At 64.8% G+C, this 14,249-nt stretch carries 9 protein-coding genes; 8 read left to right on the top strand and 1 reads right to left on the bottom strand.

Annotated features, from left to right (window positions below; genetic code table 11):
* The 5 genes from VFZ66_28525 to VFZ66_28545 form a co-directional block, all read left to right on the top strand.
* A partial coding sequence (locus tag VFZ66_28525) for an alpha/beta hydrolase-fold protein (protein HEX6293161.1) occupies positions 1-1,003 on the top strand: 1,003 nt, incomplete at its 5' end.
* Positions 1,004-1,219: 216 nt separating this feature from the next.
* Positions 1,220-2,491 carry a 30S ribosomal protein S1 gene (gene rpsA, locus VFZ66_28530; protein ID HEX6293162.1) on the top strand — a complete coding sequence of 424 codons (1,272 nt, stop codon included), beginning with the start codon at positions 1,220-1,222 and terminating at the stop codon, positions 2,489-2,491.
* Between the two features lie 305 nt (positions 2,492-2,796).
* Complete coding sequence (locus VFZ66_28535) at positions 2,797-5,274, top strand: ATP-dependent Clp protease ATP-binding subunit (GenBank protein ID HEX6293163.1); 2,478 nt, start codon at positions 2,797-2,799, stop codon at positions 5,272-5,274.
* Positions 5,275-5,483: 209 nt separating this feature from the next.
* Positions 5,484-6,884, top strand: coding sequence for a DNA repair protein RadA (gene radA / locus VFZ66_28540; GenBank protein ID HEX6293164.1), 1,401 nt, complete (start codon positions 5,484-5,486; stop codon positions 6,882-6,884).
* The gene (locus VFZ66_28545; GenBank protein ID HEX6293165.1) at positions 6,868-7,932 is read left to right on the top strand and encodes a hypothetical protein; all 1,065 of its coding nucleotides are present in this window, start codon (positions 6,868-6,870) and stop codon (positions 7,930-7,932) included. The genes radA and VFZ66_28545 overlap by 17 nt, the downstream gene beginning before the upstream one ends.
* Positions 7,933-7,947: 15 nt before the next feature.
* On the opposite strand, the gene VFZ66_28550 is transcribed toward VFZ66_28545, so the two are convergent.
* A complete protein-coding gene (locus VFZ66_28550; GenBank protein ID HEX6293166.1) occupies positions 7,948-8,448 on the bottom strand; it encodes a maleylpyruvate isomerase N-terminal domain-containing protein in 501 nt (166 codons plus the stop codon).
* A gap of 191 nt (positions 8,449-8,639) precedes the next feature.
* Between VFZ66_28550 and dtd the strand changes: the two genes are divergently transcribed.
* The 3 genes from dtd to VFZ66_28565 all read left to right on the top strand — a co-directional run.
* Positions 8,640-9,137 carry a D-aminoacyl-tRNA deacylase gene (dtd, locus tag VFZ66_28555; protein HEX6293167.1) on the top strand — a complete coding sequence of 166 codons (498 nt, stop codon included), beginning with the start codon at positions 8,640-8,642 and terminating at the stop codon, positions 9,135-9,137.
* An 835-nt stretch (positions 9,138-9,972) separates the two neighbouring features.
* Positions 9,973-12,606 (top strand): hypothetical protein, encoded by a 2,634-nt coding sequence (locus tag VFZ66_28560; protein HEX6293168.1) that lies wholly within the window; start codon positions 9,973-9,975, stop codon positions 12,604-12,606.
* A gap of 10 nt (positions 12,607-12,616) precedes the next feature.
* Positions 12,617-14,249: glutamate mutase L (locus tag VFZ66_28565; protein HEX6293169.1), on the top strand; the 1,633-nt coding region annotated here is incomplete at its 3' end.

Here is a 14,249-nt window from a genome sequence, read left to right on the forward strand (position 1 = left end):
ACGGCTGCTTCGCGCATGCTGCCGGTACGCTTGCGACCGCTCTGTTGCTCTGGTGCTGATCCTGGCCGTGGCGATTCTGGCTCCGCTGCTTCTCGATTGGAAGACCGCCCAGCGGCTACCGTCTGTCGAGGCGAAAGTCACCAGGCTAGACGCGCAGGTTGTCGAGCATACACGCGGCGCGCTACAGGCCAGCCCCACTGCGGCCACTGGCGCTGCTCCCGATCGTCTGCGGCTGCGGCTGCCAACGACCACGCCGGTCGCGCGCGGTCGGGCGCGGCATAGTTCGTTCTACAGCGCCGCGCTTGGCCGAGCGATGGATTACTGGCTCTACCTGCCGCCGGGCTACGCATCGACCGCGCGCCGGTATCCAGTGCTGTACGTGCTGCATGGTCGTGGCGGCGGCAGCGGCGAATGGAAGGATTACGGCTTATTCGACGAGGCGGACAGGCTGATCCGTGAGAAGCGCATCGCTCCCCTGATGATTGTCTCGCCGCAGGGAGATCTGGGCTACTGGATGAACCATGCGGGCGGCGGCGAGCGCTGGGGCGATTACATCACCGGCGACCTGATCCCGCACATCGATGCGACCTACCGCACGGAGGCCGAGCCCAGACACCGCGCGATCGGCGGGATCTCGATGGGCGGGCACGGCGCGCTGCAACTGGCGCTGAACAATCCGGGCCTGTTTGGAGCGGTTGGCGGACACAGCGCCGTCTTCCGGGCCGAGGCGGAGGCGTTTCCGTTCTTTGGCAGCGGCGTCGACTACCAGCGGCGCGATCCTGTCTCGCTGGTGCAGGACTTGAGCACGCCCGTCACGTTCGCGCTATGGCTCGACATCGGCGCCGACGATCCGTGGCTGCCGCGCACGCTCTATTTTCACGAGCTGCTGGCGCAGCGCGGTATTGCCCACGTCTGGCACCTCGATCCGGGTGGACACGAGCGCGGCTACTGGCAGCGGCACCTGCGCGCCTACCTCGAATGGTACGACAAGGGCCTGAGATAATTGTCCGTGACGCTGTCGGCCTCGCCGTTTAAGCAGCGCTGATCGGCCATGAACAACGGGCGATGGACGAGTCGCAGGCCAAACCGCATCGATTCCGCCGCTAGAAACCCTTAAATCGGCTCCACAGATTTGCAAATGGCTCGTAGAGCCGGTATAATAGTGTCAGGCCGCCAGCCCCTACGGCGGCGGTCAATTCCTTTCAAGGACAAAAGGTACATGAGCAACAACCCATCTGCGCCGTCCGCTACCGAACAGGAGCAGACAACGGCTCCAGTTCAGTCGGCTAATTCATCGGTGGAGGAAGCGCAGGACGATCGCGCTCTGATGGAGCAATACCTCCAAGATCCGGCGAACGACTACTACAACCTTCAGTACGGCGACACGGTCGACGGCGTTATCATGCACATCGACCGCGACGAAATCTTGGTCGACATCGGCTCCAAGTCGGAAGGTGTCGTCCCAGGCAAAGAGATGTCGTCGCTACTGCCCGAAGAGCGTGCAGAGTTGAAGGTCGGCGACGAGGTATTGGTATTCGTTGTCCAGCCGGAAGATAAAGAAGGCCGCGCGGTCCTGTCGTTGGACAAGGCCCGCCAGGAGAAGAGCTGGCGTCGGTTGCAGCAGCAGTTCGAAACCGGCGACGTGCTTCAGGCCAAGGTCATCAACTACAACAAGGGCGGCGTGCTGGTGAACCTCGACGGCGTGCGCGGCTTCGTGCCCGCATCCCAGGTGACAGGCATCAGCCGTGGACCCGACGCGCAGAAGCAGAGCGACATGGCGCGGATGGTCGGCGGCTCGCTGACGCTCAAGATCATCGAGATCAACCGCGCCCGCAACCGTCTGATCCTGAGCGAGCGCCAGGCCGTGCAGGAAGTGCGCGAGGCACGCAAGGACGAAATCCTCGATACGCTCAAGGAAGGCGATGTGCGCGAAGGCACCGTCACCTCGATCACCGACTTCGGCGCGTTCGTCGACATCGGCGGCGCGGACGGCCTGGTGCACCTGAGCGAGCTGTCATGGAGCCGTGTCAAGCATCCCGCCGAGATCCTCAGGGTCGGCGATCGGGTCAAAGTCTATGTGCTGAACATCGACAACGACCGCAAGCGCATTGCCCTGTCGATCAAGCGCACGCAGGAAGAGCCGTGGACCACGATCAGCGGTCGCTACGAGCTGGGCCAGCTTGTCGAGGCCACGATCACGCAGCTTGCCTCGTTTGGCGCGTTTGCACGGCTTGAGGATGGTGTGGAAGGCCTGATCCATGTCTCAGAGATGGGCGATGGACGCATCCAACATCCGCGCGAGCTCGTAAAAGAAGGTGACACCGTTCCAGTTCGGATCATTCGGATCGATCCGGCTCGCAAGCGCATTGGCCTGAGTATGCGCCGCGTGGAAGGTGACGACGGCAACTATCCGGTCGAGGACTTCGATTACGAAGAAGGCGACGTGGGTAGCACGACAAACGAGGGTCAGGGAACCGAGGGTAACGCTTAAGTTCAAAACCGCTCGTTGACAAGCGACACAAGGCTCAGGTGCCACTCCGTGGCAAGTCTCTTGCGAGATGTACCTGAGCCTTGTACTTTTTTCAGTCGGGATCGCGCCGATTCTTTGATGGAGCGTATCAAGCTATCTGTGCAGAGCGTTAAAGTAGTAGTACAATCAAGAAGGAGTAGTAGCGTTATCGTACGCCCTTCCGCGCCCCTATACGCAGTTGGCTCATCAAGTACGGCGGCACTGATCTTGATTGATCAAAGGGCAGTCGCACCAAGCCCCTAGGATGGAGCAATACCATGGGCTCAATGGACAGATTTACCAAGCGAGCAAAACAAGTTCTCTACTACGCACAAGAGGAAGCTCGCTACTTTAATCATCCGTACGTCGGCACCGAACACATCCTGCTGGGCTTGATCCGAGATCAGGATCACGTGGCAGGGAAAGTGCTCGACGAGCTGGGTGTGAAGCACGCGCAGGCGCGCAGTGCCGTGGAGTTCATTGTCGGTCACGGCGAGGGCTCGAACCGCAATGAAGACCTTGAGCTGACTGCCAGCGCCAAGAAGGTGATCGAGTACGCGCTCGAAGAAGGGCGTAAGCTCAACCATCACTATGTCGGCACCGAGCATCTGCTGCTGGGTCTGGTGCGCAAGGGCGAGGGCGTTGCCGCAGGTGTGCTGGAGATCATGGGCGTCAACCTGGAGCAGGTGCGCACCTCCGTGCTGCGCGATCTCCGCCAGGGGCCGAGCAGCGGCCTGGAGCGCTCGGCGCAGCCCAAGCAGAGCAAAACGCCCTACCTGGATGCGCTCTCGACCGACCTGACCGAGATGGCCGAGGCGGGCAAGCTCGATCCGGTGATCGGGCGGCAAAAAGAGATCGAGCGCGTGATTCAGATCCTCTCGCGGCGCACCAAGAACAACCCGGCGCTGATCGGTGAGCCCGGCGTGGGCAAGACCGCCATCGCCGAGGGGCTGGCCCAGCGGATCATTTCGGGCGACGTGCCCGACTCGATCAAGGGCAAGCGCGTGGTGACGCTCGACATGGGCGCGCTGGTGGCGGGCACCAAGTATCGCGGCCAGTTCGAGGAGCGGCTCAAGCGGGTGATCGACGAGATCAAGGAAGCGCGCTGCATCCTGTTCATCGACGAGTTCCACACACTGATCGGCGCTGGCGGCGCGGAGGGCACGCTGGATGCGGCTAATATCCTCAAGCCGGCGCTGGGACGCGGTGAGATCCAGACGATTGGGGCGACAACGCTGGACGAGTACCGCAAATATATCGAGCGCGATCCGGCGCTGGAGCGGCGCTTCCAGCCGGTGATGGTCGACGAGCCGACGATCGAAGATACGATCGACATTCTGCGCGGCATCAAATCGCGCTACGAGGATTTCCATCAGCTTCAGATCGCGGACGAGGCCGTGAAGTCGGCGGCGGTGCTGTCGGCGCGCTACGTGCCCGACCGCTTCCTGCCCGACAAGGCGATCGACCTGATCGACGAGGCCGCCAGCCGCGTGCGCATGTACCGCTCGGCGACGCCGCCCTCGCTGCGCGATGCGATGCGCGGTCTTGAGGCGATCCGCAAGGAGCACGACGCGGCGCTGGCCGATGGGCAGTACGATCTGGCGCGCGACCTCAAGGATCGTGAAGAGCGCATGCTCGACCGGATCAAGAAGATCGAGTCCGAGGAGCTGAAGAGCGACGGCTCGACCTACGATCGGCCCTACGTGACGGAAGAGGACATCGCCGATGTCGTCTCGATGTGGACGGGCGTGCCCGTCTCGACGATGACCGGCGACGAGATCGACCGGCTGATGAACATGGAAGGCGAGCTGCATCGCCGGGTGATCGGCCAGGAAGAGGCGATCGTGACGATCTCCAAGGCGGTGCGCCGGGCGCGCGCCGGATTGAAGAATCCCAAGCGTCCGATCGGCTCGTTCATCTTCTTAGGCCCGACCGGTGTGGGCAAGACCGAGCTGGCGAAAACGCTGGCGGAGTTCATGTTCGGCTCGGAAGAGGCACTGATCAAGATCGATATGTCGGAGTTTCAGGAGCGGCACACCACCTCGCGGCTGGTCGGCTCGCCTCCGGGCTATGTCGGCTACGGCGAGGGCGGCCAACTGACCGACGCGGTGCGGCGCAAGCCATACTCGGTGGTGCTCTTCGACGAGATCGAGAAGGCGCACCCGGATGCGTTCAACCTGCTGCTTCAGGTGCTCGAAGACGGCCACCTGACCGATGGCAAGGGACGGCGCGTGGACTTCCGCAACACGATCATCATCATGACCTCGAACGTGGGCACCGAGCATATTCGCCAGGGCTCGCGCATCGGCTTCGACGCGAAGAAGGGCGTGATCGACGAGACGGATACGCGCAAGAAGGTGGACGACTCGCTCAAGCAGATGTTCCGGCCTGAGTTCCTGAACCGCATCGACGCGACGATCATCTTCCACCCGCTGACGGATCAGGAGATTCGCCAGATCTCGCTGCTGGAGATCAACCGAGTGCGGCAGCAGCTCAAGGAGAAGGGCATCACGCTGGAGATCACCGACGAGGCGCTCGATCTGCTCTCCAAGCGGGGCTACGATCCACAGTTTGGCGCGCGGCCCCTGCGCCGGATCATCACCAACCTGATCGAAGATCCGCTCTCGGAGGGCCTGCTGGCTGGCCGGTTCCGCGAGGGCGATGCCGTGCTGGTGGACGTGTACGAGAACCTGCTGCGCATGCGACCGCAGCGCGAGATTGAGGAGACGCAGCCCGATCAGGAAGCCGAGGACGTGCTGATCTAGTGCTTTCTCGCAGGCGAACGGAACAAGGGTGCCTGGCTGAGGCTGGGCACCCTTGTGTTATACTTGAGGCTCTAACGCAGGGGTCAGGGGAGCATGAAAACAAGGGAACAAGCGACAAGGAGTTAACAGTTTGTTCTTTTGATCGTTTGTTCCTTTGTTCTCCGCCCACCCCCGGCCTGTCGGCGCTCTAGCACTAGAAAGTTTAGCGTGTGGCAAAATCGCGTACGGTGTTTGTATGCCAGCAGTGCGGCAACCAGCAGACGCGCTGGCTCGGTAAGTGTCCCGATTGTAATAGCTGGGATAGCTTTGTCGAGCAGAGCGTCGGCAAAGCCGCGCCTGGCCGTGCCGGAAACCAGCCGGTCGCATCCTCGCGACCGCTGCCGATCACCGAGGTTGCGTCGGGCGGCTTCGAGCGGCTGCGGATCGAGGGCGAAGAGTTTATGCGCGTGCTCGGCGGCGGCCTGGTGCCCGGCTCGCTGGTGCTGATCGGCGGCGATCCGGGGATCGGCAAGAGCACGCTGCTGCTCCAGGCCGGGGCGCGCTTCGCGCAGCAGACCGGGCCGGTGCTGTATATCTCCGCCGAAGAGTCGGCACAGCAGCTCAAGCTGCGGGCGGAGCGGCTGGGCATGCTCAGCGAGCGGCTCTACGTGCTGTCGGAGACGAATCTCGACGCGGCGATCAGCGCGATCAATGAGATTAAGCCGATGCTGGTGATCGTCGACTCGATCCAGACGGTCTATCTGGAAGACATAACCTCGGCAGCCGGGAGCGTCAGCCAGGTGCGCGAGGGCGCGCTGCGGCTGCTGCGGGTGGCGAAAGACAGCGGCATTCCGATCTTCCTGGTGGGCCATGTCACCAAAGAGGGCACGATCGCGGGGCCACGGGTGCTGGAGCATATCGTCGATGTGGTGCTGTACCTGGAGGGCGATCGGTTTCACCAGTACCGCATGCTGCGCGGCGTCAAAAATCGGTTCGGCTCGACCGATGAGGTCGGCGTATTCGAGATGACCCAGGGGGGCATGATCGAGGTCAACAATCCGTCGCAGGTGTTTCTGGCGGAGCGCAGCGCGGGCACGCCCGGCTCGACGGTGGCGGTGACGATGGAGGGCACGCGGCCTATTCTGGTGGAGATTCAGGCGCTCACCTCGCACACACAAAACCCGCAGCCGCGCCGGACGGCCAACGGCTTCGATCCGAACCGGCTGACGATGCTGATCGCAGTGCTCTCCAAGCGGGTGGGCATTCCGCTGTTCAACCAGGACATCTACGTGAACGTAGTCGGCGGCATGCGCATCACCGAGCCTGCGGCGGATCTGGCAGTGGCGACGGCAATCGCCTCGTCGTTCCGCAACCAGCGCGTCGATCCGAACCTGGCGCTGGTCGGCGAGATCGGGCTATCGGGCGAGCTGCGCAGCGTTGGGCAACTGGATCGACGGCTCGGCGAGGCGACCAAGCTGGGCTTTACCCGCGCGCTGTATCCCAGCCCGGCGGGCAAACCGAACATCAGCGGCGGCGTGCAGCTCGAAGGCGTCCGCTCGCTCGACGCCGCGATCCGTCAGGCATTGGTCGGAACATCTGAGGACGAGGAACGCCGTGAAGTTTACGGCTAATTTTTACGTGCGAGTCCTGGGCGCGCTGGTGCTCGGCTATGTCGGCTGGTACTTCGGCAGGAGCAACTCGCTCAATCCGCCCACCAGCGAGCAGCAGATCGGCACGCTCCTGCTGATCCTCTCCGGGCTGGGCCTGGGCCTGGTGCTCACGCCGTACATGATCCTGTATCCGTTTCGGGCGGCGATGCGCCGCGCGCGGACAATGCCCTCGCTGGATCTGGTGGCAACCGGCGCGGGGCTGCTGCTGGGCCTGATCGTCGGGGTGCTGCTGTCGTTTCCGGTGTCGCATCTGCCGGGGCTGCTGGGCGACTACCTGCCGTTTATCATCGCGCTGGTCTGCGCCTACGTCAGCGGCGTCGTGATCAACTGGCGCAAAAACGATCTGCTCGATCTGGTGTACTCGCGGCAGGAGCAGCCGGTCAGCTCGACCACATCGCGGCGCTTCCTGCTGGATACGAGCGTGATCATCGACGGGCGGATCGCCGACGTGGTCAAGACCGGATTTTTCAACGGGCGGCTGGTGGTGCCGCGCTTTGTGCTGCAAGAGCTTCAGCAGCTCGCCGACTCGTCCGACGATCTGACGCGGCTGAAAGGCAAGCGCGGCCTGGACGTGCTGCGGACGATCCAGGAGGGCGGCATTATCACGATCGAGATCACCGACGCGGACGTGCCCGGCATGCGCGATGTCGACGATAAGCTGGTGGTGCTGGCGAAGGCCGAGAGTATGTGGCTGATCACCAACGACTCGAATCTGCATCGAATCGCCGAGCTCCAGCGCGTGGAGGTGCTCAACCTCAACAATCTGGCCGATACGCTGCGCGTGCCGTTCTTGCCGGGCGAGCAGTTGCACGTCACGATCCGCCAGGAGGGCCGCGAGCGCGAGCAAGGCGTGGGCTTTATGCAGGATGGCACGATGGTCGTGGTCGAGGATGCGCGGCATCTCCTGGGATCGGACGTATTTGTCACCGTCACGCGGGTCTATCAGACCAACACCGGGCGCATTATCTTTGCCCAGCTGATGGGCAGCAACGGGCGCGCGCAATCGTAGCACGCCGAGTAGCGATCAACCGTTGCGAGCGGCCAGCCAGCGCTGAATCGACGGGATGTGCTGCCCGTAGTGCTCATACACATCGCCGCGCAGCATCTTCCAGATGATCACCGGCCCTGGCGCGCCCTGGAACTGCTGCGGCTGGGTCAAAAATTCCTCGGCGTGTGCTTCCGTCGCCTCGATAAGCCGCTGAAAGACCTGCCGCGATTCGGCCAGCACCTCTGCTGCGGGACGGTGCCGGTTCTGCTGATAGATGCGGTCGTTGCGCTCGTCGAAGTCCATGCGATCCATCTCGTTCGGGACATAGCTCTCACCGCGCAGCACCTCGTGCATCCGATCCGCATACCAGCGCTCGTGGTAGGTGAGATGCGCGATGATGTCTTTGACCGCCCACTCCCCGGCGACACCCGGCTCGTCCATGAGCGCCTCAGGAACTTCTGCCAGCACAGCATCCCACGCTGCACGTTTCGCGCGCAGCGCTGCGAGGAGTGCGGCCTTGGTCATCTGCTCGTCCATGACGAATCTCCTTCCCAAGATCAGAAGCGGCGGGCGACTGAAGCGAATATAGCACGTTCCCCAGGTTGTGTCCAGTACAGGTGTTCTGATTATACGATGCTATGGTACTGCGTAAAGGCGCGGGAGATCGGGTACAATGGCCGGTGGAGTTGTGCGAGGATTCGTACATCGAATATGTCATTCTTGATACTATGCGCGCACTGATTCAACGAGTTACCGAGGCTCACGTTACGGTCGATGGGGCGATCGTCGGGGCCATCGGCGCGGGCTACCTGATTTTGCTCGGCGTCGGCCAGGAGGACACGCCCGGCGAGGCGACGCAGCTTGCCGAGAAGATCGTCAATCTGCGGCTGTTCTCCGACGAGGCCGGAAAGTTCAACCACTCGCTGCTCGATGTTGGCGGGGCGGCGCTGGTAGTCTCGCAGTTCACCCTCTTTGCCGATACGCGCAAGGGCCGCCGCCCGTCGTTTGTGCAGGCCGCCGCGCCCGAGGTTGCCGTGCCGCTGATCGATCGCTTCTGTGCGGCGCTCCGCAGCCAGGGTGTGGACGTGGCGACCGGCAGATTCGGGGCGATGATGCAGGTCCACCTCGTCAACGACGGCCCCGTGACGGTCTGGCTCGATACCGTCGATGCGCAGCGTCCACGTCGCAGCGCGCATACGGGCACGCGCACCAACGATGAGCGCTGATCCAGCCGCAGGCCCGATCTCCCCGGAGTAACTGCGGTGCGTCGCGGCCTAGCTGCGGCGGTAGGGCCTGGCAGAGCCGGTTGTGCGTCCGCTCCGCTTGATCGGCGAGTCGTGCTTGCTCGCGTCCAGCCGATCCGCCCGGTACAGCGGTGGCAGACCTGGATAGGCCAAACGACGCGCGGCCTAGAGGACGAGGCGGCGTGGACGCGCCTCGAAAACCTGTTACAGTAGTACGAGTATTGACAGTTTTTTCCACTTCTTGTACACTCCGAGCGACGAACGGCGGCAAAGTGTAAGGATAGTGTATGGCATTTCCTGCAACGTCAGCATCCGTTCTACAGCTTATCCTCTTCGTCGTCGCACTTCTCCTCAGCGCTGTGTACGCGCTTCGCGCGCGCTCTGCACGCCTGCCTTATTTTCACCCGCTGCCCGGCATCGATCGGCTGCGTGCCCTGATCGGCGCTGTCTCCGCATCGGGGAGGTCGCGACATGTCGCGACCTCGGCTGGTCGCTATGCCGGGGCCGAGCGAGCTACTGCAATAGATTCGTGCGTATCCGGTTCTGGGTGTCGCGCGTGGTTTCCGGTTGGGCATCGGCGTCGCCGCGCTGGGTTGCCAGTGTGCGGCTGCCTGGTTTCGATCAGCCCTATCTTGATCGATAGTGTATATTCGGGGAATATTTTACAGATTGTGCTGCGTCGGCGTGGGACCGAGGAATACGTGGGCCTTCCTAAACCTCCGGCCTGGCGGCGCGCTAGGAGAGTGATGTGATTAATTGCCCGCGCTGTGGCGCGTCAAATCCATCCGACAATAGATTTTGCGGAAATTGCGGCCAGATGCTCAGCGCTTCCGCCGCGCTGAATCCCGCCGCGCCGCCCGATGCCGAGCTTCCCGAATGGCTGCGCGCGAGCGCCGACGAGCCAAGCGCACCGCCATCCACACCTGCCGCGCCACCAGCGGAGCTGCCATCCTGGCTGAGCGAGATCGGTCTGGAGGACGAGCGCCAACCGGCTGCGGAGCAGGCTCCCGACTGGCTGACGCAGCTTCAGCAGACGCCGACCACGCCGGGCACGACTGAAGAGCTGCCGCCCTGGCTGCGCTCAGACGATGCGCCGCCGACGGCTCCGCGTCCGGCAGAGGCCGAGCAACCGCTGCCGGACTGGCTGCGGGATCTGGATCGTGAGGCACCCGCTGCGTCACCACCGCCGCCTGCCGCGCCGACGAGCGATCTGCCGCCGTGGCTCGTGGACGATCAAGCCGCGCCCGCTGCGTCACCGCCGCCGAGCAGCGCTGCTCCGACGGGCGATCTGCCGCCGTGGCTCGCGGACGATCAACCGACCGCCGGGCCGTCATCGGCAGCGCCGCCGCTGCCGGATTGGCTGCGTGAGTTTGAGCCGCCCGCGACACCGCCGCCCGCGCCCGCCGCACCAGCGCCCGCCGACGATCTTCCAGCCTGGCTCAAGGAAGATGCGCCCGCTCCGCATCAGCCCAGTGCCGCGAGCGAGGCAGCCGGAGCCGTGGCCGACGTGCCGGACTGGCTGAAAGAGTGGGATGTGCCCGCTCCGGCGGCCGCTCCGCCTCAAGCTGATACCGATCGAAGCTACGCAGCGCCGCCCCCCGCCGCGCCTCAGGAGCTTCCCGCGTGGCTTTCCGATCTCGATACGCCAGCGCCGCCAGCGACGGCTCAGCCTCCATCGTCCGCCGCCGATCTGCCACCCTGGCTGCAAAGCGAAGAGGCACCCGCCGACGTGCCACCGGGAGCAGGCACGGCTGCCGGTCGATCCGAGACAGCAGAGCTTCCAGCCTGGCTGATGGAGGACACGGCAGGCGCGAGCACGCAAGATCTGAATGTGCCGCTGCCGGATTGGGGCAGTGAGTTCGGCGCGGAGCTACCGGACCAGCCAGCCGAGGGCCAGCCGCTTCCCGACTGGCTGCGTGAGGTCGAGCCAGCCGCAGCGCAGCCGACCGCTCCAATAGCCCAGAGCAGCGCTGAGGATGTTCCCGACTGGCTGCGCGCGACGGAGACTCCAGCGGTGCCGCCCGCGCCATCCGTCGACCTTCCCGACTGGCTGCGTGAGGTCGAGCCAGCCGCAGCGCAGCCTGCGACGCCTGGGCAGCCTCCCGTAGCCGATGAGCTTCCCGGCTGGCTACACGGTATCGACACGCCATCCTCGCCCGGTGCCGCGCAGGCGCCGTCCGGCGATCCTGATCTACCAAGCTGGCTGCTTGAAGAGTCGCCGACATCTGTCGCGCCGGAAACGTTCCAGTCCTCGCCGCCTGTGCCTCAGCCGCCGATCGACGAACTGCCGGCGTGGCTGATCGATACCGAGCCGATGGCGCAGCCCGCCCTGGGCGCGACGCAGGCGCTCCCGCCATGGCTGGCAGACGATACTGGCTCAGACGAACTGCCGCCGCCGATTGGCGATCCCGGCGCGACGCAGGCGCTCCCTGCCTGGCTGCTGGATGAGCCATCTGCCGCTCCGGCAACGACGCCGCCCACATCCCAGCCACCGATCGGCGCGGCTGGCGATGAGCTGCCGCCGTGGCTGGCGGGCGACGACGAGCCAGCAACCGGCGCGACAGTGAGCTATGGGCTGGCGCAGCAAGACGAGCTGCCGCCGTGGCTGGCAGGAGACGACGCGCCGACAAGCGTCGCACCGCAGCAAGACGAGCTGCCGCCGTGGCTGGCGGGCGGCGACGAGGTTTCGGCTGTTGATGCTGGACGGCTGGCAGCGCAAGATGCGGGCACGACTCAGGACGCGCTGAGCAGCAATGACGCGGCTGCGTTTCCGACATGGCTTTCCGACACGGCTTCGATAGAGCCAGCGCCCTCTTCTGCGGCACCGGACAGCGATCTGCCGCCCTGGCTGTCAGGAATCGATGCCGAGGCGCCGACCAAACCCGCCGAGTCGGCACCGAAGCTGCCCTCGTGGCTGGACGAGCCTGCTCAACCGGCGCGGCCAGCCAAGCCAGCCGGAGGACAGTCGGAGTTTTTGGGTGGGCTGGATCTTCCCGCCTGGCTGCGCGAGGAAGGCGATACCCAGCAGGCCGCTGCGCCGGTCAGGGAGGCCGCGCCGGAGTGGCTCCAGCGCATCGCGCCGGAGGGTGACGATACCATGCCGGTGCAGGCAGCGGTCGCGCCACCGCCGCGCGTGGTTCGTACGCCGGAGCGGATCGAATCGATGCGCCTGCTGGAGCAGGTGATCGCCGAGCCAGCGCCGGAGCCAGCGCCTCAGCCGCCGAAACACCGCCGCTCGTGGCTGCTGCCGGTGCTGCTGGTCCTGGTCCTGCTGCTGGTGAGCGCGGCGATCCTGCTGATCCTGTTGAATCCGAGCTTCAACCTGGGGTTTGGAGCCGCGTCTATGCCCGCGCTCGCCGTGATCGCGCATGGGGCCGCACGCGCGGATCTGTCGCTGGTGTTGTCGCAGGGTATCGCAGACTGGTTCTTCCAGCTTGCCAGCTTGTTCTAAGGAGCGAAACGTGGAATACGAGACAGCTACTCCAGAGCACGGTGCGCTCCTCGTCGTTGAAATCGGCCTGGATCAGACGCGCGTGACATTGGTGGATGTGGTCGATCAAAGCTACCGGATGGTCGCCCGCGCCGTCAGCCCCAGCACGTTTGGCCCGCCCGACAACGATCCGACGCGGGCGATTATCGCCGCGCTCCGGCAGATCGAGCAGACGACCAGCCGGGAGCTGTTGCAGGGCGACGACCTGCGCTATCCGCAGGATGATGCGGGCAACGGCGTCGATGGCGTGGTCGCGACGACCAGCGCGGCAGGGCCGCTGTCGGTCGCCGTCGCCGGAATAGCAGATCATGCCTCGGTCCGCAGCGTTACCCATGCGATTCGCAGCACATACACCACGCTGCTGGAGACGATCGCGCTGGATGAGGGCGGCAAGGAGCTTGGCAAGCATCTCATGTCGCTCGTGCAGACGCAGCCAGACGTGGTCGTGATCGCCGGTGGCGACGCGGGCGACAAGGCAAAGGCAGCGCCGCACAAACGGCTGGCGCATCTGGTATCGCTGCTTGCCACGCACGGCGATAACCAGCCGCTGGTGATCTTCGCCGGAAACAGCGCGGCTGCCGATGAGGTCCGCCAGACGATCGGCGAGGCCGCTCCGGTCGAGGTGAGCGATAACGTGGTGCCGCTGCCGCAGCATCCGCGCATCGAGCCGACGCGCTCGCTACTGCGGCGCATCTACCAGGAGCGGCGCGTTGCCGCGCTGCCGGGAGCCGAGCGGCTCCGCATGGTGCGCTGTCGCCGCCTGGGCAGCGCCGTGGAAGATCAGGGCTTGATGGTGCGATTTTTGTCGCAGCGCTTCTCCCGCAACGTGCTGGCCGTCTCGGTCGACTCGTGGAGCACGGCGTGTCTGCTGATGAGCGGCGGGCATTACTCCGAGGCGATCTTTGGGCGGCTGGGCACGCGCCTGGGCGTGCTCGACGTGCTCAAGGCGCGCGGCCCGGCGGCGATCCAGCGCTGGCTGCCCTTCGAGCTTGACGAGCAAACGCTGCACAATCGGTTGCTGAATCGCGTCCTGCGGCCATATCAGGTCGCCACCGACCTTGACGATCTGCTGCTGGATTACGCGATCATGCGCGAGGCGCTGAGCACGGCCTATCTTGCGCTGCGCGACGAGCGGCCCGACGCGCAGTACGATCTGGTCTTTGGCGGCGGCGCGCTGGCGGACGCTCCCCGGCCTGGCCTGGCGGCCCTGGCGCTGCTGGATGCGCTCCAGCCTACCAGCCGCGATAGCGTGCTGGCGATCGATCTCTACCTCGATCAGTTTAGTCTGCTGGCGGCAAGCGGCGCGCTGGCCCATCTCGACACCGACGCGGCGGCCTGTCTGCTGGAGCAGGATGGTCTTAACAACGTGCCGCTGGCGACGGTGATCGTGCCGCGCGGCGAGCTAGCTCCGGGCAAGAAGATCGCCGATGTCGAGCTGAGGCCGGTTCACGGCACGCCGATCACGCGCACGGTCAGCGCCGGGCAGATCGTGCGGCTGCCGCTGGCGCGTGGCAAGCGCGCGACGCTGCGGATTCAGCCTGTCTCAGGTATCGCGATCGGGCCGAACAAGCCCGGCACCGAGGTGCTCTCCGACGAGGCGGCGA

The organism is Herpetosiphonaceae bacterium (genome assembly GCA_036374795.1).
Lineage (GTDB): Bacteria > Chloroflexota > Chloroflexia > Chloroflexales > Kallotenuaceae > LB3-1.